A 20,408-nucleotide genomic window follows, 5' to 3' on the forward strand; every position below is an offset into this window, starting at 1 on the left:
AATATTAAGGGGAGTGTGAAAGGTTTATGGAGCAAGTAGGGGAAAAAACACGGTCCAATCCAGGTATGTGGAAGTTTTTCGTTTTTAGTGCAATCGGGGCATTCATGTTTTTCGTTCCAGTCACGATCGGCGAAAAGAATTCGATCATGCTCGATCATATTGTTACATGGATACAAACGCATTTCGGAGGAGCTTTGCCATACGTTGCATTGCTCGTCATTCTTGCGGGGGCGGTTTATCCGTTCATTTCAGGCGTGTGGAAAAAATCAACGGTCGATATGGTCTTTTCGTTTTTTAAAGTAATCGGCTTAATTGTTGGCTTTATGCTTGTCTTTAATATCGGTCCTGCATGGCTTTTTGAGCCAAGTATGGGGCCATTCCTGTTGAATAAATTAGTCATCCCCGTAGGTTTATTAGTTCCAATCGGGGCAGTATTCCTTGCGTTATTAGTCGGATACGGCTTGCTGGAATTTGTAGGTGTCATGCTGCAACCGATTATGCGTCCAATTTGGAAGACACCTGGCAGGTCGGCGATTGATGCTGTCGCCTCTTTTGTTGGATCGTATTCGTTAGGGCTTTTAATTACGAACCGTGTGTATAAGGAGGGGAAATATTCGGCGAAGGAAGCGGCCATTATCGCGACAGGATTCTCGACGGTTTCTGCGACATTCATGGTCGTCGTTGCAAAGACGCTCGACTTGATGAGTATGTGGAACTTGTATTTCTGGACGACGTTAGTTGTCACATTTATTGTTACAGCAATCACTGTCCATCTATGGCCATTGCGTTCGATTAAAAACGAATACTATGAAGGCTCGACACCACAGCCAGAAGTGAAGCCGGACGGGAAGCGCGTCGCAGCCGCGTGGAATGAAGCAATGGAAACTGTCTCGAATGCGCCGACATTCACGAGAAATATTGTAGCTAACGTAAAGGATGGACTTTTAATGGCGATGGCGATTTTGCCTTCCATCTTGTCCATCGGTTTATTAGGGCTTGTGCTCGCTGAATTCACACCAATATTCGACTGGCTCGGCTACATCTTCTATCCGTTTACATGGGCATTGCAATTGCCAGAGCCGATGCTCGTCGCAAAAGCGAGTGCGCTCGGTATCGCAGAAATGTTCCTGCCAGCGTTGTTAGTTGTGGAATCTGCATTAGTCGTTAAGTTCGTCATCGGGGTCGTATCGGTTTCGTCGATCATTTTCTTCTCGGCGGTCGTTCCGTGTATCGTTTCGACGGAAATTCCGATTTCCATTCCGCAACTTGTCGCCATTTGGGTACAACGCGTCATCTTGACAATCATCATCGTGACGCCGATTGCGTATTTATTGCTATAGGTGAAGAACGAGAAAAAATTGAGGATAAACGAGAAGTCTTTGACGGAGAATGAGAACTTCCGTAACATAGCAAACAAAAACCGGAACGCCACGGCGTTCCGGTTTTACTCATTCATTTACCGCCAAGCATATTAAACAATCCGCCCGCGATGCTGCCTTCATCCTTAGATCCGCCAGGAGTTTGCGGTGCTGCTGCGAAGACGCGGCTTGCGAGTCTGGAGAACGGCAATGACTGGATCCATACTTTTCCTGGTCCTCTCAATGTCGCGAAGAACAATCCTTCGCCGCCGAACAATGCCGTCTTGACACCTTTTACCATTTCAATATTATAATCAACATCTTGCGTCATGGCGACGAGGCAACCCGTATCGACGCGCAATGTTTCACCCGGAGAAAGGGTCTTTTCAATAATCGTTCCGCCTGCATGCACGAACGCCATACCGTCTCCTTCAAGCTTTTGCATAATGAAGCCTTCGCCGCCGAAAAAGCCGGCGCCAATTTTTCTTTGGAATTCGATTCCGACAGACACGCCTTTTGCAGCTGCTAAAAACGCATCCTTCTGACAAATGATTTTGCCGTTATATTCGCTTAAATCCATCGGGATGATTTTTCCTGGATAGGGTGCTGCAAAGGAAGCATGCTTTTTCCCAGATCCAACGTTTGTGAACGTCGTCATGAATAAACTTTCTCCGGTTAACAGACGTTTTCCGGCTCCCATCAATTTACCCATGAATCCGCCTCCGGAATTGCCTGATCCGTCTCCGAAGATCGTCTCCATGTCGATGCCATCTTCCATCATCATTAAGGAACCTGCCTCTGCGACGACTGTTTCGCCCGGATCAAGTTCAACCTCTACAAATTGCATATCGTCTCCGTACAGTTTGAAATCGATTTCGTGATTGTTCATAAAAGGCCTCCTAAAAGTTTAGTTGCTGTTAATTGTACGGCGGGCATCTTCAAAAGTTTCATAAATTTGTTTTCGTAAAATCGATAAATTTCCATAGTAGGTATAGCACTTCATTCACGCTATCGGCGAGTTCCGTACGATTGCTTGCTTCGCGAAATGAACGTCCAACCGCTTCCAAGATGGATACTCTCGGATTTTCGGTTTGCAATTCCGCCAATAGAAAGTCTGTGTATTCTAGTCCAATCTCATTCTTTTCCTGTTCCAATTTTGTTTTTAGTGCAAGAAGATCATCCAAAATCTTTTCTTTCAGACCCATCAAGGGAATTTCCAAAGGCGTCATCATTTGTTTTTCAAGCAACACATCTTGCTGTTTAATCATATCGGACATAAGAGCATCCATTCTCCTAAACGTAAAGTGGACAAGTTTTTCAATGTCCAACTCTTTAGAAGAACCTGATGCCCAGAAATGTCGTAAATGTTGAATCATCCCGATTGTCATAACGGAACAATCGAAAGAGTGGGGGGCTGCTTCCTCGCCATAGACATCGACAAGGCGACCCGCAAGCCATTTCAACTCATTGACATGATACGTCTTAACGTAAGTCCTTAGTTCTTCATCATTGGAATGAAAAACAGCCTCATAAATTGGAAGTAAATTTAGTTCCCTGCTGACTTGCATTCGAACGAGGATTTGCGATGCTAAAATGTCTTTATCTTTTTTATCCCGACCGACGAGCAGTTCGCGTCTTCGGATGACCGACTCAATATGGGCGTCTTCTAATATGGCCATGAGGCATTCGTTTTTGGAAGTGAAATAATTGTAAAACGTTCCTTTGGAGATTTTCGCATCTTCCAAAATGTCTTGAACGGAAGTGGATGTAAATCCTTTATTAATAAATAGCTGTTTTGCAATTAACATAACGTGGCGTTTACGGTCATTCATCTAGATCACCCTAATTATTATTTTTGGACTGTGAGTATAAAAATATTTTAGCAGAATAAATATAGTAATAATAGCTTTCGACAATGTTTTTACGTCTGGAATATTATGTATTTGATTATTTTGGACTGACGGTATAAAATATGAAAATGTGAATACGTGAATGGAGGAATTCGAATGGATATGGATATAAAGAAGATGCACGAGAAGCCTCCGTACGGAATGATAGCGATTTTATTCTTCGGGGCGTTCGTCGCCATCTTGAACAATACATTATTAAATATTGCCTTGCCTTCCATCATGAATGAGTTTCAGGTGAAGCCGTCAGACGTTCAATGGCTCACAACCGGCTATATGCTCGTGAACGGTATCATGATTCCGGCAAGTGCTTTTTTTGTGCAGAAGTTTACAAACCGCAAACTCTTTTTGACGGCGATGACGTTATTTACAATCGGAACATTGGTTGCTATTTTTGCGCCGACCTTCGGATTGCTCGTCGCGTCGCGAATGATTCAGGCATCAGGTTCGGCCTTAATGATGCCGTTGCTCATGAACGTCATGCTCGTCGCCTTTCCGATTGAGAAAAGGGGATCGGCGATGGGAATGTTCGGGCTTGTCATGTTTACGGCGCCTGCAATCGGGCCGACGTTGTCAGGTTGGATTGTTGAGCATTATTCTTGGCGTACGCTGTTTGAAATTGTGTTGCCGTTTGCGATTTTGACGATTGTCTTTGCGCTTTGGAAGTTGAAAAATATTACGCCGAATTCTTCGGTAAAGCTCGACGTCTTTTCCCTCGCACTATCGAGTGTCGGTTTCGGCGGTCTGTTATATGGATTTAGCTCTGCGGGAGAAAAAGGATGGGGAGCTCCAGTCGTTTATGGAACGATCGCAATCGGAACGGTTGCACTCATCGTGTTCGTCATTCGCCAATTGCGGATGGAAGAACCGATGCTGGACTTTAAAATTTATAAATACCCAATGTTTGCTCTTGCATCCGTCATTTCAATTGTCATGTCGATAGCGATGTTTTCAGGGATGATTCTAACGCCACTTTACGTTCAGGAAGTGCGCGGTATTTCGCCATTTGAGGCGGGGATTTTGATGCTTCCAGGTGCTGTGCTTATGGGAATTATGTCGCCGATTACAGGTCGGCTGTTTGATAAATACGGGGCGCGGATTCTTGCGCTCATCGGACTTTCAATTACAGTCATTACGACATATTATTTGAGCAGACTTGAATTGCATACAGGGTATTATTATTTGATGGCACTTTACACGATCCGGCTATTCGGAATGTCGATGGTCATGATGCCGATTATGACAAACGGCTTGAACCAACTTCCGATGAAATCCAACCCGCACGGCACGGCGATGAACAATACATTGCAGCAAGTGTCTGGTGCGATTGGCTCTGCGATTTTGCTTACAATAATGACGAATCGTATGGAGAAATCAGGTGAATCCCTTTTCCAAGATGCAGTGGCTAGCGGGAAGATGCCGACGGATAAAGTCGAATTATCGACGATGCAACATGAAATCGGTTTGAAGGCGATGCTTGACGGTATTAATCACGCTTTCTTCATTGCAACGTTCATTGCTGTTGCTGCATGGATACTTACTTTATTCATTAAAAGAGTGCGCCCTCCTAAGCATGATGAAATGAAATTACCGGAAACGGATGATTCAATAGAAACGAAGACGGTGCAGGGATAGTCCCTTGCATCGTCTTTTGGTATAATTAAGAAGAAAGGTGTGAGCGGAATGATTGGAAGGAATGATCCGTGTCCGTGTGGAAGCGGTAAAAAATATAAGAGATGTTGTGCGGTGAAAACTGAGATATCAAATGAGCAGCTTGTTGAAGAGGAGCTGAATCGAATTATCTCTGGCTATTTTGAGAACGCAATTAGTCTACCCGCCGAATTTGCTGAGTATGACCGGTATGAAAGGCAATGGCGCACTGGTCTAGGCAGATACTTTAGCGGTAAGGACATTGAGAAGGTGACAGGGGAATACTATTTATTCATTGCACGGCGTGATTTATGGAGAAGGCGCATAATGAGAGAGTTGAACAGCGCAGTACGGTCAGATACACGTCGACTGTTGAAGCATTGGAACGATCCAATCATTTTGTTGGCAAAAGTGATAGGAATTTCCGAAGATACAGTGACGGTCGAGCAGATTTTGAATAAGGATACGTACATACTTCCGTCGTCCCCAGCTAATGCATTAATGGAAGGGGATGTTGTTTTCGGTGTCGCCTTGTATGATGATCGAAAACCTCCGACGAATGTCTACATGATTAACGGTTTATATCGCGTTGCTGATTCCAATGGTTCAGTACAGCGGAGAATCGTGGAATTGGCTGAATCGAGCGGTTTCACGAGCAGCTATGATTTCTATAATGTACATATGATGGATATCTATAAAATAATGTTGACGCGTGTACATGAACCTAGCTCCGAAGAGTCGGCCGCGCCAGATGTTGAAGAAATGATGACGGAGCCCCAGCGTGAAGTGCTAGAAATTGCATTGGACAAACTTGATGAATTTCAAGTCGAGGATTCAAAGAAAAATTTGTTGAAACTTGTCTTTGCAATGTTTTGTCTTAAGGAAGAACCGATTATTCGAAAACCTGAAGTTCTCGCGGCGTCCCTTTTTAAAGCGGCGCACGAAATTGGGGTGCTCGGGGATACTGAGTTTACACAAGCGGGCGTAGCGAAAATGTTTGGTGTATCCGTATCTGCAATGATGAGAAACGTCGAAGCGTTGGTGTCCTACGCTGCAGAAGCTATTAAAAGTGCTGTAGGGGAAAAGTAAATATAATTCAAAAGGGAAATCTTATACGGGCAATGCCCTGTATAGGATTTTCTTTTTTATTTAGAAGAAGGATTTTAGTAGTTTAATGTCGAAATAAATAGACTGTAAGCGGTTTCAATAAGTTCGTGTTGGAAAGGGGAAATGGAATCATGCAATTGAACAATTATATCGGAGGTTCTTGGCAAGATAGCGGGGGAGCGACATATACAGCGGTAACGAATCCGGCGAATGGGGAAGAGTTGGCGCAAGTACGTTTATCGACGAGTGAAGATGTGGATCTAGCTGTAAAGGCAGCGAAGGAAGCACAGAAAAAATGGGCACTCGTTCCTGCGCCGAAGCGGGCAGATTACTTATATGCAATCGGGAATCTGATGAGAGAACGCAAAGAGCATTTAGCTCAAGTGTTAACGAAGGAAATGGGGAAAGTCATTGAAGAAGGTCGCGGAGAAGTACAGGAAGGGATTGACATGGCTTTCTATATGGCTGGGGAAGGGCGTAGACTGTTCGGGGAAACAGTTCCTTCAGAGCTGCAAAATAAATTTGCGATGAGCGTTCGGGCACCAATCGGAGTTGTCGGTTTAATTACGCCGTGGAACTTCCCGGTGGCGATTGCGACGTGGAAGTCATTCCCGGCTATCGTTGCGGGGAACACATTCGTTTGGAAACCGGCTACTGAAACACCGATGATGGCGTATGAAATGGCAAAAATTTTCGAAGAGGTTGGACTTCCAGCTGGTGTCGCCAATATCGTGTTCGGCTCGGGGTCTGAAGTTGGTACCGCGATCATTGAGCATCCGGATGTCCGTGTTATTTCATTCACAGGTTCGACGGAAACAGGCCGTCATGTCGCTGAAACAGGTGGCCGTCATTTAAAGAAAGTTTCGCTTGAAATGGGCGGGAAAAATGCCGTTATCGTCATGGATGACGCGGATATCGACCTTGCAGTAGAGGGGATTCTTTGGAGTGCATTCGGAACGGCGGGTCAACGTTGCACCGCATGCAGCCGGGTCATCGTGCATAAAGATGTTAAGGAAGAGTTGGAAATAAAATTAGTAGAATCGATGAAGCAGCTGACGATTGGAAATGGATTGGACGAGTCTGTGAAAATTGGGCCGGTCATTAATGGAAAGGCGTTAGAGAAGATTCAAAGCTACGTGGAAATTGGAAAAGAGGAAGGCGCTAAGTTATTGGCGGGGGGGCGTGTGCTGACGGAAGGAGACTTTGCAAAAGGTCATTACTTCGAGCCGACGTTGTTTACGGATGTGAAATGGGATAGCCGATTGGCACAAGAGGAAATCTTCGGACCTGTCGTGTCACTCATTGAAGTGAGTAGCCTCGACGAAGCAATTGAAGTGAATAATAGCGTCATTTACGGCTTGTCTAGTTCTATCTTCTCGAAAGATGTGAACAAAGTATTCCGAGCGCAAAGGGATCTCGACACGGGAATCGTCTATGTGAACGCCGGAACGACGGGAGCGGAAATCCATCTTCCGTTCGGGGGAACGAAGGGAACAGGCAACGGGCATCGGGATTCCGGCGTCGCAGCACTTGACGTGTTTACGGAGTGGAAGAGCATTTACGTCGATTTCAGTGGAAAACTGCAGCGAGCTCAAATCGACACGGACTAATTTCGGAATAAAGGGGATGTTCGCATGAAGGTGGTTGTAGTAGGCGCAGGCTTAATGGGAAAAGAGGCAGTGCGCGATCTTGTGAAAAGTGATGGTGTGACAAAAGTATATTTGGCGGACTTGAATGTAAAGATGGCGGAGGAATTCGCTAAGCAACTCAAGTCCGATAAATTGGAAGTTCGCTTGTTAGATGCGACGAATGATGTAGAGTTGCGAGAAGTGATGGCGCTTGGGGAAGTCGTCATTAATGCATTGTTTTACACATTCAATGAAAAGGTTGCAAGGACTGCAGTGGATATCGGGGTTCATGCAATTGATCTCGGTGGACATATTGGCGGTGCGACTGACGCGGTATTGGGTCTTAAGGAAAAAGCGGAAGCGAAAGGGGTGACGATCATTCCGGACCTCGGAGTGGCTCCTGGAATGATCAACATTCTAACGGGCTACGGCGCGAGCAAGCTCAACAAAGTAGATAGCATCAAGCTTTACGTAGGTGGAATTCCCGTAAAACCGGAGCCTCCGCTTAATTACAACGTTGTCTTCTCGCTGGAAGGCGTTTTCGATCATTATACAGATCCGTCCCACGTTATCCGCAATGGGCAACTGCTTGAAGTCCCTTCATTATCCGAAGTAGAAGCAATTCACTTCGATGAATTTGGCGAGCTAGAGGCATTCCATACGTCCGGTGGTACGTCGACGTTGACGAAGACGTTCTCCAACGTGCAAACACTAGAATATAAGACGATTCGCTACAAAGGGCATGCTGAGAAGTTTCAATTGCTTGTCGACCTCGGGTTATTATCACGTGATAATGAAGTGACCGTCGGTGATAAGCGAGTGAAAGTTCGCGATGTAATGCGGGAACAGCTTTCTCCGCAATTAAGGCTCGGCGATAAATCAGACGCTGTTTTGCTTCGCGTTATCGTGAGCGGCGAAGCGCACGGGATACCGGCGACGTATGAATACAATATGGTGACAAAAAAGGATCTGTCGATAAATGAAACGGCGATGGCGAGGGCGACAGCGAATACAATTTCAATTGTTGCCCAAATGATCGGCAACGGTATGATTACGAAACGCGGTGTTCATCCGCCAGAAAATATCGTTCCGGGAGAACATTATATTGAAGAGATGAGAAAACGTGGTGTCGTCATTGAAGAGACGATAAGAACGCAAGAAGCACATGTGTAAATGATAAGGGGAAAGGGGTTGTGGGAATTGAATTTTAGTTTTACAGAGGAACAGCAAATGCTGCGCAAGACGGCGCGTCAATTTGTAGATGAAGAAATTATGCCGCATATTCAGCGGTGGGATGCAGAGGGCGGATTCGATCCGTCAATGTGGAAAAAGCTCGCGGATATGGGATTCATGGGTGTCTGTGTGCCTGAACAATATGGCGGCAGCGGGATGGATTATAACTCACTCGCCATCCTTTGCGAAGAGCTGGAACGTGGGGATACCGCATTCCGGACAGCGGTTTCCGTCCATATCGGCCTAAATTCAATGACGCTTATGCAATGGGGAACGGAAGAGCAAAAGCAAAAATATTTGGTGTCGCAAGCGAAGGGTGAAAAAATTGGCGCATTCGGACTGACGGAGCCAGGCGCCGGATCGGACGTCGCGGCGATGGCGACGACTGCTGTCCGCGACGGAGATGAGTACGTTATTAACGGGCAAAAAACGTGGATCTCTCTTTGTGATGTTGCAGACCATTTCCTCGTGTTCGCGTATACGGATAAGTCGAAGAAGCACCATGGCATAAGCGCATTCATCGTCGAACGGACAACGCCGGGCTTTTCATCGAAAGCGATTAAAGGGAAGTACGGAATCCGGGCCGGCAATACGGGGGAGTTGTTCTTTGAAGATATGCGCGTCCCAGCCGAAAACTTGTTAGGTGAGGAAGGTGAAGGGTTCAAAATTGCAATGTCCGCACTCGATAACGGACGCTTCACCGTCGCCGCAGGTGCAGTCGGATTAATTATGGGATGCATCGAGGAAAGCGTGAAATATTGTCACGAGCGCGAAACGTTCGGCAAGCCGATCGGCAAGCACCAGCTCGTCCAGCAAATGATCGCTAATATGGAAGCGGGCTACCAAATGAGCCGCCTTCTCGTTTACCGTGCAGGTGAATTGAAAAATAAAGGGCTGCGCAACACACGTGAAACGTCGTTAGCAAAATGGCAAGCATGCGATTTTGCAAATAAAGCGGCAGACGACGCCTTCCAAATCCACGGCGCGTACGGATATTCAGATGAATACCCGGTTGCACGCTTCTTGCGTAACTCGAAAGCGCCGGTCATTTACGAAGGTACACGTGAAATCCATACGATTATGCAGGCGGAGTATGTATTAGGCTATCGCGAAGATAAGAAATTGAGTCATATGCTTCCGGAATGGCCGTTTGACTAAATAGGATAAGACGCTATGCATAAAAAAACCGGACAATACCCGAATGAAACGTGTTGTCCGGTTTGCTCTATTTACTGCTGTGATTTCTCTTCCAATGCTTGTTTGTGACTTTCTTTAACTTCGCTTAAAACTGCTGCGTCGGTCAGTAAGTCTAGCCCAGTTTTGGCAAGAGCTTCAGCGCCGATCAGGAGGGCTTCCATGCCGCGATCGGATTTGGCTGCTTCGCGGAACGGAACGGTATGGCCGATCAAATCATCATCTCCAATTTTAATATATGGATGGGCAGTCGGCACTTCATAACTGATATTACCTGCATCTGTCGATCCAAGACCTGTTCTTCTTTCAGTATGGACGACTTCGCCGAGTGCTTCGAGGTGGCGTTTCACTACTTGGTCAAGTGCGTCTGTAATGACGAGATCTTTCACTTCATTTTGAAAGCGTTCGATCTTAACAGTAGCGCCAGTGGAAAGTGCAGCGCCTTCTGCGATATTCCGTATTTTTACAGCAATTTCTTCTGTCCGTCTCCAAGTGGACGCGCGAATGAAAAATCGTGCAGAGGCATATTCGGGAATAATGTTCGGTGCTTCGCCGCCATGTGTAATAATGCCGTGCACACGGACATCTTTCGGTAATTGCTGTCGCAATGCGTTAATGCCGTTGAATAGTAAAATGACTGCGTCAAGTGCGTTAATGCCATGCTCAGGAGCAGCTGAAGCATGGGCTGGCTTACCGTAAAAATGGAAGTCTAAAGGATCGACGGCTAATGAATTTGATGTTACGGCTGTTTTCCCAGAAGGATGGGCCATTAATGCAACGTCTACGTCTTTTAAATAGCCGTGGCGGACGAAACTTCCTTTTGCACTGCCGTTTGGACCGCCTTCCTCGGCAGGTGTTCCTAAGACGACTACTTTTCCGCCAGTAGAATCGAGTTCTTTGGAAAGTGCAATCGCAGCTGCGACACTTGTCGTTCCAATAATATTATGCCCGCAAGCATGCCCAATTCCTGGCAGGGCATCGTATTCTGCCAAATAAGCGATTGTTGGCCCCGGTTTCGAACTTGAGAATTGTGCGTAAAATGCGGTTTCGTGTCCTGCGACATTCGTTTCCACTTCGAACCCTTCATCGCGAAGTAATGTCGTTAATTGCTCACAGGCAAAATATTCTTCGTTTCCGATTTCAGGTTTTGCATGGATTGATAGGCTTGTTTCAACAAAACGTGCACGGTTTTCCACTAAAAATGAGTGGATTTGATTCGTTGTCGTCGTCATCTTAGTCTTCTCCTTTCAATTGTTCGAAAGTATTAAGTAGCTGCTCTTGCGGTATGTTCAGTAAAATCGAACCGCCTTTCGTTTCTTCCTCAATTGCTTTCTTCACTTGTTCAGACTGGTACAGCTCGACGATTTTTAAATACGTCTCGTTTTGTGCATCCTCCGCACGTGCTGCAAAGACATTCACATAAGGCAAGGCGTTTTCACTATCGCCATCTTCCAAATAGATTGGATCCTCAATAGGGTTGAACCCGGCTTGTCCGGCGATCCCGTTGTTAATAAGAGATGCTGCAACATCTTGCAGTACACGTGGCGTTTGCTGTGCAACCATAGGGATGATCTCCAAGTTTTTAGGGTTCTCTTCTATGGATGTCGTATCTCCGAAAAGTCCAGTGCCTTCTTTTAATTTAATGAGCCCTGCAGTTTCCAATAATCGTAAAGCGCGCCCCAAATTCGAAGGGTCATCAGGAACCGCGATTTTGTCGCCATCTTTAATGCCTGAAATGTCGTCAAGCTTATCTGAATAAATGCCGAGCGGAGCGATAACAGTTGAACCGATCGGTACGATGTCAAGTTTGTTCTCTTTAGCAAATTGGCTTAAAAATGCAATATGTTGAAAGGAGTTCAAATCGATGTCGCCATTGGCAAGTGCGTTGTTCGGTAACGTGTAGTCCGCAAATTCTTTCAGCTCGATTGTAATGCCTTCCTCTTTCGCCAACTCTTTCAGCACATTCCATTGTTCGCCATCCGATCCGGTAACACCGATTACTACAACATCATCGTTAGCGGATCCATCTTTTCCACAAGCAGCAAGAATGGAAATCAATAAAATTACTCCGAGTGTTTTGATAATATTTTTCATAGTAAATCCTCCAATTGTATATATTTTGTTGTTGTTAACATGTTTCAATGTAAATTCACTAAAGTTAACGGCGCATCACTTTCTTAGATAAGAAGTTTCCGATCCATTGCGCCAACTGCACAAGAATGATTAGAATAATGACCGTAACGAACATGACGGAACTGTCGAATCGTTGGTAACCATGCGTCATCGCAACGTGGCCCAATCCGCCTCCGCCAACTGTGCCTGCAACAGCTGAAAAGTCGATTAACCCGACCGTGACGAACGTCAATCCAAGGATGAGCGGTCCAAGCGCTTCAGGGATCAATACGGTAAAAATGATTTGGCGCGGACTTGCTCCCATTGCTTCAGCAGCTTCGATGACACCCGGATCGATACTGATCAAGTTGTTTTCGACGACCCTTGCGACGACAAACGATGCGGCAATCGTCATTGGGAAAATGGCAGCTGCCGTCCCAATCGTCGTTCCAATCACTTCGCGTGTAAGAGGCGAAAGCACGAACAGCAAAATTATGAAAGGAATCGGGCGAATAATATTAATAAAGAAATTTAGCAACGCTGAAATGAACCGATTTTCAAGTATATTTCCTTCTCTTGTCGTAAACAGAAGAACGCCTAATGCTATACCGATAATCGAACTAAACACCAAAGTCCCTAAAACCATCGTAATCGTTTCACCGGTCGCCTCCACAATGCGAATCCAAAACGTCTCCCAATTAACTTTCATTCGTATTCACCTCCTCAATGTCCACGATGCTTTTCAATTCATGAATGCAAGCGTTCACTGCATCATTTTTTCCTTCGAATGAAACGACAAGATTGCCAAAAAACTGTTGCTGCAATTCCCGGATAGAACCGTAAATGATATTAAAATCAATTTCATGCTTTCGAGTAACTGTTGATAAGATCGGGTCGCTTGCCCGTTCTCCTTTGAAAATGATGCGGTACAAAGTCGTTCCCCCTTTTGCGCGCCATTCATCAAGCAGGTGAGGGGAGGGCAAGCTTTGATCGGTGGCGGAGATGAATTCTTTTGTCGTTGCATGCTGAGGGTTAGTAAACGTTTCGAACACTGCGCCTTGTTCAATAACTTCCCCCGTCTCCATAACTGCGACACGGTTGCAAACAGATTGGATAACTTGCATTTCGTGAGTAATGAGCAGGATTGTAATCCCTAATTCCCGATTCACCTTTTGCAATAGATTCAAAATATCGCGCGTCGTGTTCGGGTCAAGTGCGGAAGTTGCTTCATCGCACAGCAGAATTTCCGGGTCTGTCGCAAGTGCGCGGGCAATGCCGACACGCTGTTTTTGCCCTCCTGATAATTGCTCGGGATAACTTTTTGCTTTATCCGCAAGACCTACGAATTGAAGGAGTTGCTTCACTTTTGCAGTCCGTTCTGCTTTAGGCACCTTCGATAGTTTCAAAGGGTATTCAACGTTTTGTTCCACAGTACGGGAAGAGAAGAGGTTGAAGTTTTGAAATACCATCCCTATTTTTCTGCGCACTTCCCGGAGTTGTTTCGGCTTCAGTTCGTGCAAGGGAGTTTTTTTGATAAGAATTTTCCCTTCAGTCGGACGTTCAAGGCCGTTGACAAGTCGAATCAATGTACTCTTTCCGGCGCCGCTGAATCCGATAATGCCGAAAATATCGCCTTCCTCAACGTCAAATGTCACCTTTTTTACTGCATCGACTTTCCTGTTTCCAACAACAAATGTTTTCGATACATTTTCGAATGTAATCATAAAATCCCCTCCAAATAAAAACGCCTTCTTTTCCCATATCTATAAGAAGATATGAAAAAAGAAGGCGTTTCTACTAAAATTGTAGAATATGAAAAAAGCTTCTCTCTTCTTATCTTCCAAACAGGAAACTGTTTGCAGGAATTGGCACGTAGTTTTTAAAAACCGTTGCCGAGATGTCATAGGGCCTGTCCCTCAATCTCTCTTGATAAGAAATTTTGTATGAAATTTTTAATTGCTTACAACTTTACCACGGTTGAAAATAAAGTCAACTAAGTTTGTTGAAATTACCGAAGATTAAATATAAATATAAATCAGACTTCATTTCTCGAAGGGAGATGAAGTACCGTTCTGCATAGCACGGTGATGGTTTCTATTCAGTTAAATATTTTGTACTTTAAAATAAAAGTCCTGCCTGTTAGTTGTAAAAGAGTGTGGTTGGTCTATAATTATTAACAAGTGTAATATATTGGTAATAGCGGGAGGGTGACATGTATAACTTAACAGCTACATTGGCGAAGATTATCTTTTTCTTCATTGCCAAAATCGAATTGAAGAATACAGAAAAACTACCTACGAGTGGGGGATATGTAGTCACTTGCGCACACCGAGGTTGGTTGGAAATTATTGCGCTTGGTATTTCATTGCCACGCCCAATCCACTTTATGGCGAAGAAGGAGCTTTTTAAAAGGAAAATAATTGCCTCTTTCTTATCGAGTATTAAAGCGTTCCCTGTTGACCGGGAAAACCCATCACCGAGTAGCATTAAAACGCCTGTAAAACTTCTTAAATCCGGAGAGGTTGTTGGAATATTTCCAAGTGGAACGAGGACGGCAGAGAACGCGCCGGTTAAGCGAGGAGCGATCACGATTGCTAGTTTGGCGAAAGTACCGATTGTTCCTGTTACATATGAAGGGCCGGCAAATCTAACAGATGTTTGGAAATACAGGAAAGCAACAATTACTATTGGCGATCCGTTCATTGTAGAAAAAGTGAGTAAAGATGAAATTAGCGCCTATACGGAGAAATTGGAACGTGAAATTCATGGACCGATAGCGATGAAATAGGAGCGCATTTATGCAAGGAACTTGTAACCTTTTCCATCTTTGAGAAGTCTACATGAATAAGGATGGTGATTGAAGTGAAAAAGAAAATTGCTACATCACTTATCGGAATGAGTTTACTAATGCCTTTAACGGGTTGCGGAACTAGTTCGAACGATGGGAATCTGCAAATCGCGGAAGGCGTCGAATTTGGCGCGCGAGATTATGAAAAGATTGTTGCTCCGAATAACGAGTTAGGCTTTAAATTATTAAAAGAAGTTGATGTGGACGACAATGGAAATCTGTTTATTTCCCCGACGAGTCTGCTAATGGCTCTGGCGATGGTGTATAACGGAGCAGATGGCGTGACGAAGGAAGAAATATCGAAAGCATTGCAAGTGCAAGGGATGGATGCGATGGATTTGAATAAAGCGAACGCCTCCCTCATGACAATGTTGAATAAAGATACTGACGCCATTCAGCTGCAAGTGGCTAATTCAATATGGTTGAATGAAGAATATAATTTCCAAGAGGAATTTGCCGTGCGATCGAAAGATTATTTCAATGCACAAATCGAAGAAATTGATATTAATAGCACCGATTCGCCGAAACGAATCAATGAGTGGGTGAAAAAGTCGACAAATGGCAAAATCGACAAAATGGTCGATGGTCCACTAGACGACGATCTTGTAGCAATGCTGCTGAACGCTATTTATTTCAAAGGTGATTGGCAATATCCCTTTGATAAGAAGAATACTGAAAATCGGGCGTTCCAATTGGCGGACGGAACCGAAACATTAGTGCCGTTCATGAAACTTGAAGAAAAGCTGTCATATATGGCCAACAGCGAACTTCAAGCGATCAACCTTCCGTATGCGAACAGTGAAATGAGCATGACAATCATCCTTCCAAATGAGCAGAAAAGCTTCAAGGAATTCCAAAATTCATTGTCAGCTGAAAAGTGGGCGGAACTCCATTCCGATTTCAAGAGCATGCGAGGAACGCTTCTACTTCCTAAGTTTAAAATGGAGTACGAAACGGAGCTGAATGGTGCACTAGAAACGCTTGGCATGGCAAGTGCATTTACTGACTTCGCCAACTTTAGCAAAATGGTTGAAGGTGACAAGTCGCTCTTTATTAGCAAAGTGAAGCAAAAAACATATATTGATGTGAATGAAGAAGGAACTGAAGCAGCTGCGGTCACTAGTGTGCAAATGGATACCGCTTCTGCACCCGTAGACGACCCATTTATCATGGAAGTAAACCGCCCGTTTTTCTTCGCAATTACAGATGATGAAACGGGAGTTGTATTGTTTATGGGCTTTGTCGCCACTCCGTGAATTATAGAAAAATTCAATTGTGAAAATGAATCAATCATGCTAAACTATTCTTACTACTATTCGGACGGAGGTGAGGAATGATGTTGGACACTGTGTATGCACGTGTAAGTCTATTGGAATATTTAGCCACTTCATGTGCGATTACTCATGAAATTGCGCTCAACGGGATACGTATGCCCATTTTTAGACAATTTCAGTAATCACACAGCTGTTTAGCACATCATTCCTTACAATATTTTTAGGGGGAAGACTGCTTAAACGCGGTCTTTTTTTGTGCTTTCCTTGCTGTGAAAACAGAATGAGAGGAAGCGGAAAATTATGATCTGTACAATACAACAAGTAAGCAAAATGTTAGGTGGCAACACCATTTTTGAAAATCTTTCATTGGAAATCAAAACAGGTGACAAGCTGGGCGTTGTTGGACGGAACGGAAGCGGGAAAACGACGTTATTTAAACTCATTGCGGCGGTTGAACAACCGGACGCTGGACGCATTCATTACAAAAAGGGATCGAGAATTGGTTATTTATCACAAATCCCTTCATTCGAACAGCCGATGACTGGCTATGACGTACTCCGCAGTGCGTTTGCGGAACTACGAGCCATTCAACAGCAACTATCCGAGATGGAAATGCAATTATCGAATCCGGATACAGAAGACATGGATCGCCTCCTTATCCAATACGGCCAATTACAAGATGAATTTGTCAGACGTGACGGGTACGCGATGGATTCGGAAATCGAAAAGATCATTAACGGTCTTCAATTACGAGCGTTCGTCGAGCAGGAATTCGGCCAGATGAGTGGTGGCGAACAGACGAAAATTATGTTAGGGAAACTTCTGCTCACCCAGCCCGACTTACTACTATTAGATGAACCGACGAACCATTTGGATTTATTCGCAGTCGAATGGCTAGAGGCGTATTTGTCGGAGTATGCGGGGACGGTCGTAATCATTTCACATGACCGCTATTTTCTCGATAATGTTGTCACAAGAATAGCGGACTTGGAAGATGGGGAGCTGCATTTGTATATCGGCAGTTACAGTTCATTTGTTCAAGAAAAGGAAGAACGGCTCCTGCGGGAGTTCCAGGACTATGAAGAGCAACAAAAGAAGATTAGGAAAATGAAAGAAGCGATTAAGCGGCTTCGAATATGGGCGAACGAAGCGAACCCGCCGAATGCGGGATTGCACAGGCAAGCGACGAATATGGAGCGCGCGCTGGAACGGATGGAGAAACTCAGAAAACCGCTTATCGACCCGCGAAAAATGGCGTTGTCATTTGAGGCGTCTCCGAGAAGCGGCAAAGAAGTCGTCATTTTGAAGGACGCCGTAAAATCTTTCGGTTCAAACGAATTATTGCGCGGTGCTAATCTTCAAGTGTATTGGAAAGATCGAGCGGCGATTGTCGGACGAAATGGGAGCGGTAAATCGACAGTCCTGAAAATGCTTCTCGGCGAGCTTACTTTGGACGATGGGGTATGCAAATTGGGAAGCAATGTGAAAGTCGGCTTTCTCTCGCAACATTTTACGATTGAAGATCCGAAAGCTCGCCTGCTTGACGTGTTCAGAAAAGAGGTTAGCGTCGAGGAAGGAGAAGCGAGGCATATTCTCGCGAAGTTCATGTTTTACGGACCAGACGTGTTTAAGCGTATCGGCGATTTGAGTGGCGGGGAACGTACGCGATTGCGGCTCGCCCAACTAATGCATCAAGACGTAAATTTGTTAGTGCTCGATGAACCGACGAACCATTTAGACATCGAATCACGCGAAGTGCTGGAAGACGCATTGGAGGATTTTTCGGGAACGATTCTCGCCGTTTCGCATGACCGGTATTTCTTGAATAAATTATTCACCCGCACGGCATGGCTCGAAGACGGTGTGATGACGATGTTCGAAGGCTCTTTCGATTGGGCGAGGCAGAAGTGGCACGAACTACAACAATTACAAGTGGTCGAAACACCTAAGAAAATACCCATCGACAAAAAGCCGAAACCGAATAAGGAAATAAGCGTGGAAGAAGAAATTGCAACGCTGGAACTCAGAATCGAACAATTGGAAAAGGCGATATCGACTGAAACCGATTGGGGCATATACGAATCGATGTCGGAAGAAATCAATGCGCTGAAAAACGAATTGGATTTTTATTATGAGCAATGGTTAATTCAAAATGAATGAAAACTATGCTTTGAAAAGATGAAGGGTATGAATAGTCCCCTTCATCTTTTTTATTCATTAATTAAAAATGACTATTAATACAAACAGATGCATTAACATTATTAACTTATAGATTAAAATAATTAATATTATGCTTGCTATTTCAAAATGATTGGGATATGATGGATTCAAATGAAAGGGGAAATCAGATAATTATGGCATATCCCGTTATTAGTCATTGTCCTGTATGTAGTGAAACGCTGAAAGTTACGAAGTTACATTGCACCCGTTGCCATACATCTATAGAAAATGAGTTTGAACTGTCCAAGTTGGCTGCGTTGTCGGGGGAACAGCTCCATTTTGTCGAAGTGTTTTTGGCGTGCAGAGGAAATATTAAAGAAGTTGAAAAGGAACTTGGAATTTCGTATCCGACTGTTCGAGGCAAACTGAACGAAGTTGTCAGTTCACTCGGGTATGAAATGAAGAAGAAGAGTGAGGTGGATGAAAAGAAAGTAGTCGCCATGTTGGAAAGAGGGGAAATCACTACGGAAGAAGCAATCCGGCTTTTAAAAGATGAATAGGGGGAGTTCATGTTGAAAACGGAAATTGAAAAAGTGTTAACAATGGTCCAAGAGGGGAAAGTTGACGCCGCGAAAGCATCTGAGCTAATCGGAGTATTGAAAGACAGGGAATCCGGGAGTGGACCGTCATCTAAATCGACTGCGTATGCTGATAAAACATTGAAAATCCGAGTCGTGTCGGCGGATAACGATAATGTTGCCGTCAATTTACCGATCAAGCTTATCAAAGTTTTGCTGAAGGCGGGCCATAACATTGCGGGAAACATTCCCCAGTCTGAGAAATACGTTAAAGACATTGATATCGATGTACTCATCGAAGCGATTGAAAATGAGCTCGACGGACAAATCGTTGACGTCAAGTCCGCAGACGGCGATACTGTTTCCGTGTTTATTGAATAAATGATGCGCGTCAAAGTGAAAACTGGTAAGGTACGATTATTTATCCCGATTCCTTATATGTTTCTGACATTCGGCATAATGATCCTATCTTCTGAGCGTCTTCAAAAAATTATTAACAAATGGATTGTGGAGCAATCTAAAGACAAGGAAAAAGCTTTTACAATGCCACCGCTAGATAAAAAGGAACTAAGAAGTATTGTAGCTGAGTTGAAAAGTCACAGGGGACTTGGACTGGTCAACGTCATAGCAAAAGACGGAACTGAAGTTATCGTGAAACTATGATAGCTTCTTTTTTTATTGTTGCAATCTAGTCTGCTTGGGTGTAATATAATGACTGTGTGACCGAAAGTGTATTTCGGTCAATAAAGCGGGGTGGAGAAATGGACCGTAGGCAAGAAATCTTGGAGGCGGCTGCCAAATCGTTTTCATTGTTCGGCTATAAAGCGACAACGATGGACCAGGTTGCTAAAATAGCGAATGTCGGAAAAGGGACAATCTATACGTTTTTCGCGAACAAAGAAGAGCTGTTTAACGCGATCGTTCTGAAAATGGTCGAAGAGATGCGGGTGGCATCTGATGCAGTAACGATAGAAGGGGCTTCCTTCGAACAAAACGCTCATGCGCGGCTTATGCAAATGTTGAAATTCCGGGAGACGCATCAATTGTATGCCAAATTAATTGATGAAGGAAAAGAACTGCGTACGCCGGCAGTAATTGAAGTGCTTGCAGAAATTGAAAATGAAATTGTCTCTTATATAAAAGTGAAAATCGAACGGGCAATCGATAAAGGTGAGCTGAAGCAGTGTGACAGTGAGCTTATCGCTTATCTTCTGTTCAAATCGTATATGGCGCTTGTCGTCGATTGGGGGAAAACCCATAAGAACGAAGAGTTGTCCGAAGAACGGATTGCGGGGTTATTAAGCAGCACCATTTTTACAAGTCTCTTAGCTTGAGACTCTTTTTTTATTCACAATTGAC

20 protein-coding genes, 1 pseudogene and 1 riboswitch are annotated in these 20,408 nt (G+C 44.4%); of the genes and pseudogenes, 15 read left to right on the forward strand and 6 right to left on the reverse strand.

Annotated elements, in window-relative coordinates; all coding sequences use genetic code 11:
• Positions 1–26: 26 nt before the first annotated feature.
• Positions 27–1,340, forward strand: a complete 1,314-nt coding sequence (locus tag QM454_RS07595) for a YjiH family protein (RefSeq protein WP_432363464.1) — start codon at positions 27–29, stop codon at positions 1,338–1,340.
• A gap of 112 nt (positions 1,341–1,452) precedes the next feature.
• Here QM454_RS07595 and QM454_RS07600 read toward each other — a convergent pair whose 3' ends face one another.
• Together QM454_RS07600 and QM454_RS07605 are read right to left on the reverse strand one after the other, a co-directional pair.
• On the reverse strand, positions 1,453–2,247 hold the full coding sequence (locus QM454_RS07600) for a TIGR00266 family protein (protein WP_432363466.1): 795 nt from the start codon (positions 2,245–2,247) through the stop codon (positions 1,453–1,455).
• Positions 2,248–2,305: 58 nt separating this feature from the next.
• Positions 2,306–3,190: a TetR/AcrR family transcriptional regulator gene (locus QM454_RS07605; protein WP_432363468.1), complete on the reverse strand. Its 885-nt coding sequence runs from the start codon at positions 3,188–3,190 to the stop codon at positions 2,306–2,308.
• Between the two features lie 174 nt (positions 3,191–3,364).
• Here QM454_RS07605 and QM454_RS07610 point away from each other — a divergent pair, with 174 nt between their 5' ends.
• From QM454_RS07610 to QM454_RS07635, 6 genes and pseudogenes are all read left to right on the forward strand, one after another.
• A complete protein-coding gene (locus QM454_RS07610; protein WP_432363470.1) occupies positions 3,365–4,900 on the forward strand; it encodes a DHA2 family efflux MFS transporter permease subunit in 1,536 nt (511 codons plus the stop codon).
• A gap of 48 nt (positions 4,901–4,948) precedes the next feature.
• A pseudogene (locus QM454_RS07615) lies at positions 4,949–5,008 on the forward strand (SEC-C metal-binding domain-containing protein); the annotation flags it as partial.
• Between the two features lie 3 nt (positions 5,009–5,011).
• The gene (locus QM454_RS07620; RefSeq protein WP_432364076.1) at positions 5,012–6,004 is read left to right on the forward strand and encodes a hypothetical protein; all 993 of its coding nucleotides are present in this window, start codon (positions 5,012–5,014) and stop codon (positions 6,002–6,004) included.
• Positions 6,005–6,153: 149 nt separating this feature from the next.
• Positions 6,154–7,632: an aldehyde dehydrogenase family protein gene (locus QM454_RS07625; RefSeq protein WP_432363472.1), complete on the forward strand. Its 1,479-nt coding sequence runs from the start codon at positions 6,154–6,156 to the stop codon at positions 7,630–7,632.
• 24 nt (positions 7,633–7,656) lie between these two features.
• A complete protein-coding gene (locus QM454_RS07630) occupies positions 7,657–8,823 on the forward strand; it encodes a saccharopine dehydrogenase C-terminal domain-containing protein (protein WP_432363474.1) in 1,167 nt (388 codons plus the stop codon).
• A 27-nt stretch (positions 8,824–8,850) separates the two neighbouring features.
• Positions 8,851–10,041 (forward strand): acyl-CoA dehydrogenase family protein, encoded by a 1,191-nt coding sequence (locus QM454_RS07635; protein ID WP_432363476.1) that lies wholly within the window; start codon positions 8,851–8,853, stop codon positions 10,039–10,041.
• A gap of 71 nt (positions 10,042–10,112) precedes the next feature.
• Here the strand turns inward: QM454_RS07635 and QM454_RS07640 are convergent, their stop codons facing one another.
• From QM454_RS07640 to QM454_RS07655, 4 genes are all read right to left on the reverse strand, one after another.
• A complete protein-coding gene (locus tag QM454_RS07640) occupies positions 10,113–11,309 on the reverse strand; it encodes a M20 family metallopeptidase (protein ID WP_432363478.1) in 1,197 nt (398 codons plus the stop codon).
• 1 nt (position 11,310) lies between these two features.
• Positions 11,311–12,171, reverse strand: a complete 861-nt coding sequence (locus QM454_RS07645; protein WP_432363480.1) for a MetQ/NlpA family ABC transporter substrate-binding protein — start codon at positions 12,169–12,171, stop codon at positions 11,311–11,313.
• 64 nt (positions 12,172–12,235) lie between these two features.
• Positions 12,236–12,898 (reverse strand): methionine ABC transporter permease, encoded by a 663-nt coding sequence (locus tag QM454_RS07650; RefSeq protein ID WP_432363482.1) that lies wholly within the window; start codon positions 12,896–12,898, stop codon positions 12,236–12,238.
• Positions 12,888–13,913, reverse strand: coding sequence for a methionine ABC transporter ATP-binding protein (locus tag QM454_RS07655; protein WP_432363484.1), 1,026 nt, complete (start codon positions 13,911–13,913; stop codon positions 12,888–12,890). Before QM454_RS07655 ends, QM454_RS07650 begins: the two co-directional genes overlap by 11 nt.
• 106 nt (positions 13,914–14,019) lie before the next feature.
• Positions 14,020–14,125: riboswitch (SAM riboswitch) on the reverse strand.
• 276 nt (positions 14,126–14,401) lie between these two features.
• On the opposite strand from QM454_RS07655, the gene QM454_RS07660 reads away from it, so the two are divergent.
• The 8 genes from QM454_RS07660 to QM454_RS07695 all read left to right on the forward strand — a co-directional run bounded on the left by QM454_RS07660 (position 14,402) and on the right by QM454_RS07695 (position 20,383).
• Positions 14,402–14,977: a lysophospholipid acyltransferase family protein gene (locus tag QM454_RS07660; RefSeq protein WP_432363486.1), complete on the forward strand. Its 576-nt coding sequence runs from the start codon at positions 14,402–14,404 to the stop codon at positions 14,975–14,977.
• A 74-nt stretch (positions 14,978–15,051) separates the two neighbouring features.
• A complete protein-coding gene (locus QM454_RS07665; protein WP_432363488.1) occupies positions 15,052–16,293 on the forward strand; it encodes a serpin family protein in 1,242 nt (413 codons plus the stop codon).
• Between the two features lie 80 nt (positions 16,294–16,373).
• The gene (locus QM454_RS07670) at positions 16,374–16,493 is read left to right on the forward strand and encodes an RAxF-45 family protein (protein ID WP_432363902.1); all 120 of its coding nucleotides are present in this window, start codon (positions 16,374–16,376) and stop codon (positions 16,491–16,493) included.
• Positions 16,494–16,611: 118 nt separating this feature from the next.
• Positions 16,612–18,471: a ribosomal protection-like ABC-F family protein gene (gene abc-f, locus QM454_RS07675; RefSeq protein WP_432363490.1), complete on the forward strand. Its 1,860-nt coding sequence runs from the start codon at positions 16,612–16,614 to the stop codon at positions 18,469–18,471.
• 194 nt (positions 18,472–18,665) lie between these two features.
• Positions 18,666–19,031: a DUF2089 domain-containing protein gene (locus QM454_RS07680; protein WP_432363492.1), complete on the forward strand. Its 366-nt coding sequence runs from the start codon at positions 18,666–18,668 to the stop codon at positions 19,029–19,031.
• 12 nt (positions 19,032–19,043) lie between these two features.
• A complete protein-coding gene (locus tag QM454_RS07685; RefSeq protein WP_432363494.1) occupies positions 19,044–19,430 on the forward strand; it encodes an SHOCT-like domain-containing protein in 387 nt (128 codons plus the stop codon).
• Between the two features lie 15 nt (positions 19,431–19,445).
• Positions 19,446–19,712 carry a hypothetical protein gene (locus QM454_RS07690; protein WP_432363496.1) on the forward strand — a complete coding sequence of 89 codons (267 nt, stop codon included), beginning with the start codon at positions 19,446–19,448 and terminating at the stop codon, positions 19,710–19,712.
• A 98-nt stretch (positions 19,713–19,810) separates the two neighbouring features.
• Positions 19,811–20,383 carry a TetR/AcrR family transcriptional regulator gene (locus QM454_RS07695; protein ID WP_432363498.1) on the forward strand — a complete coding sequence of 191 codons (573 nt, stop codon included), beginning with the start codon at positions 19,811–19,813 and terminating at the stop codon, positions 20,381–20,383.
• The last annotated feature ends 25 nt before the right edge of the window (positions 20,384–20,408 follow it).

Origin of the sequence: Sporosarcina sp. UB5 (assembly GCF_050859005.1) — a bacterium.
Lineage (GTDB): Bacteria > Bacillota > Bacilli > Bacillales_A > Planococcaceae > Sporosarcina.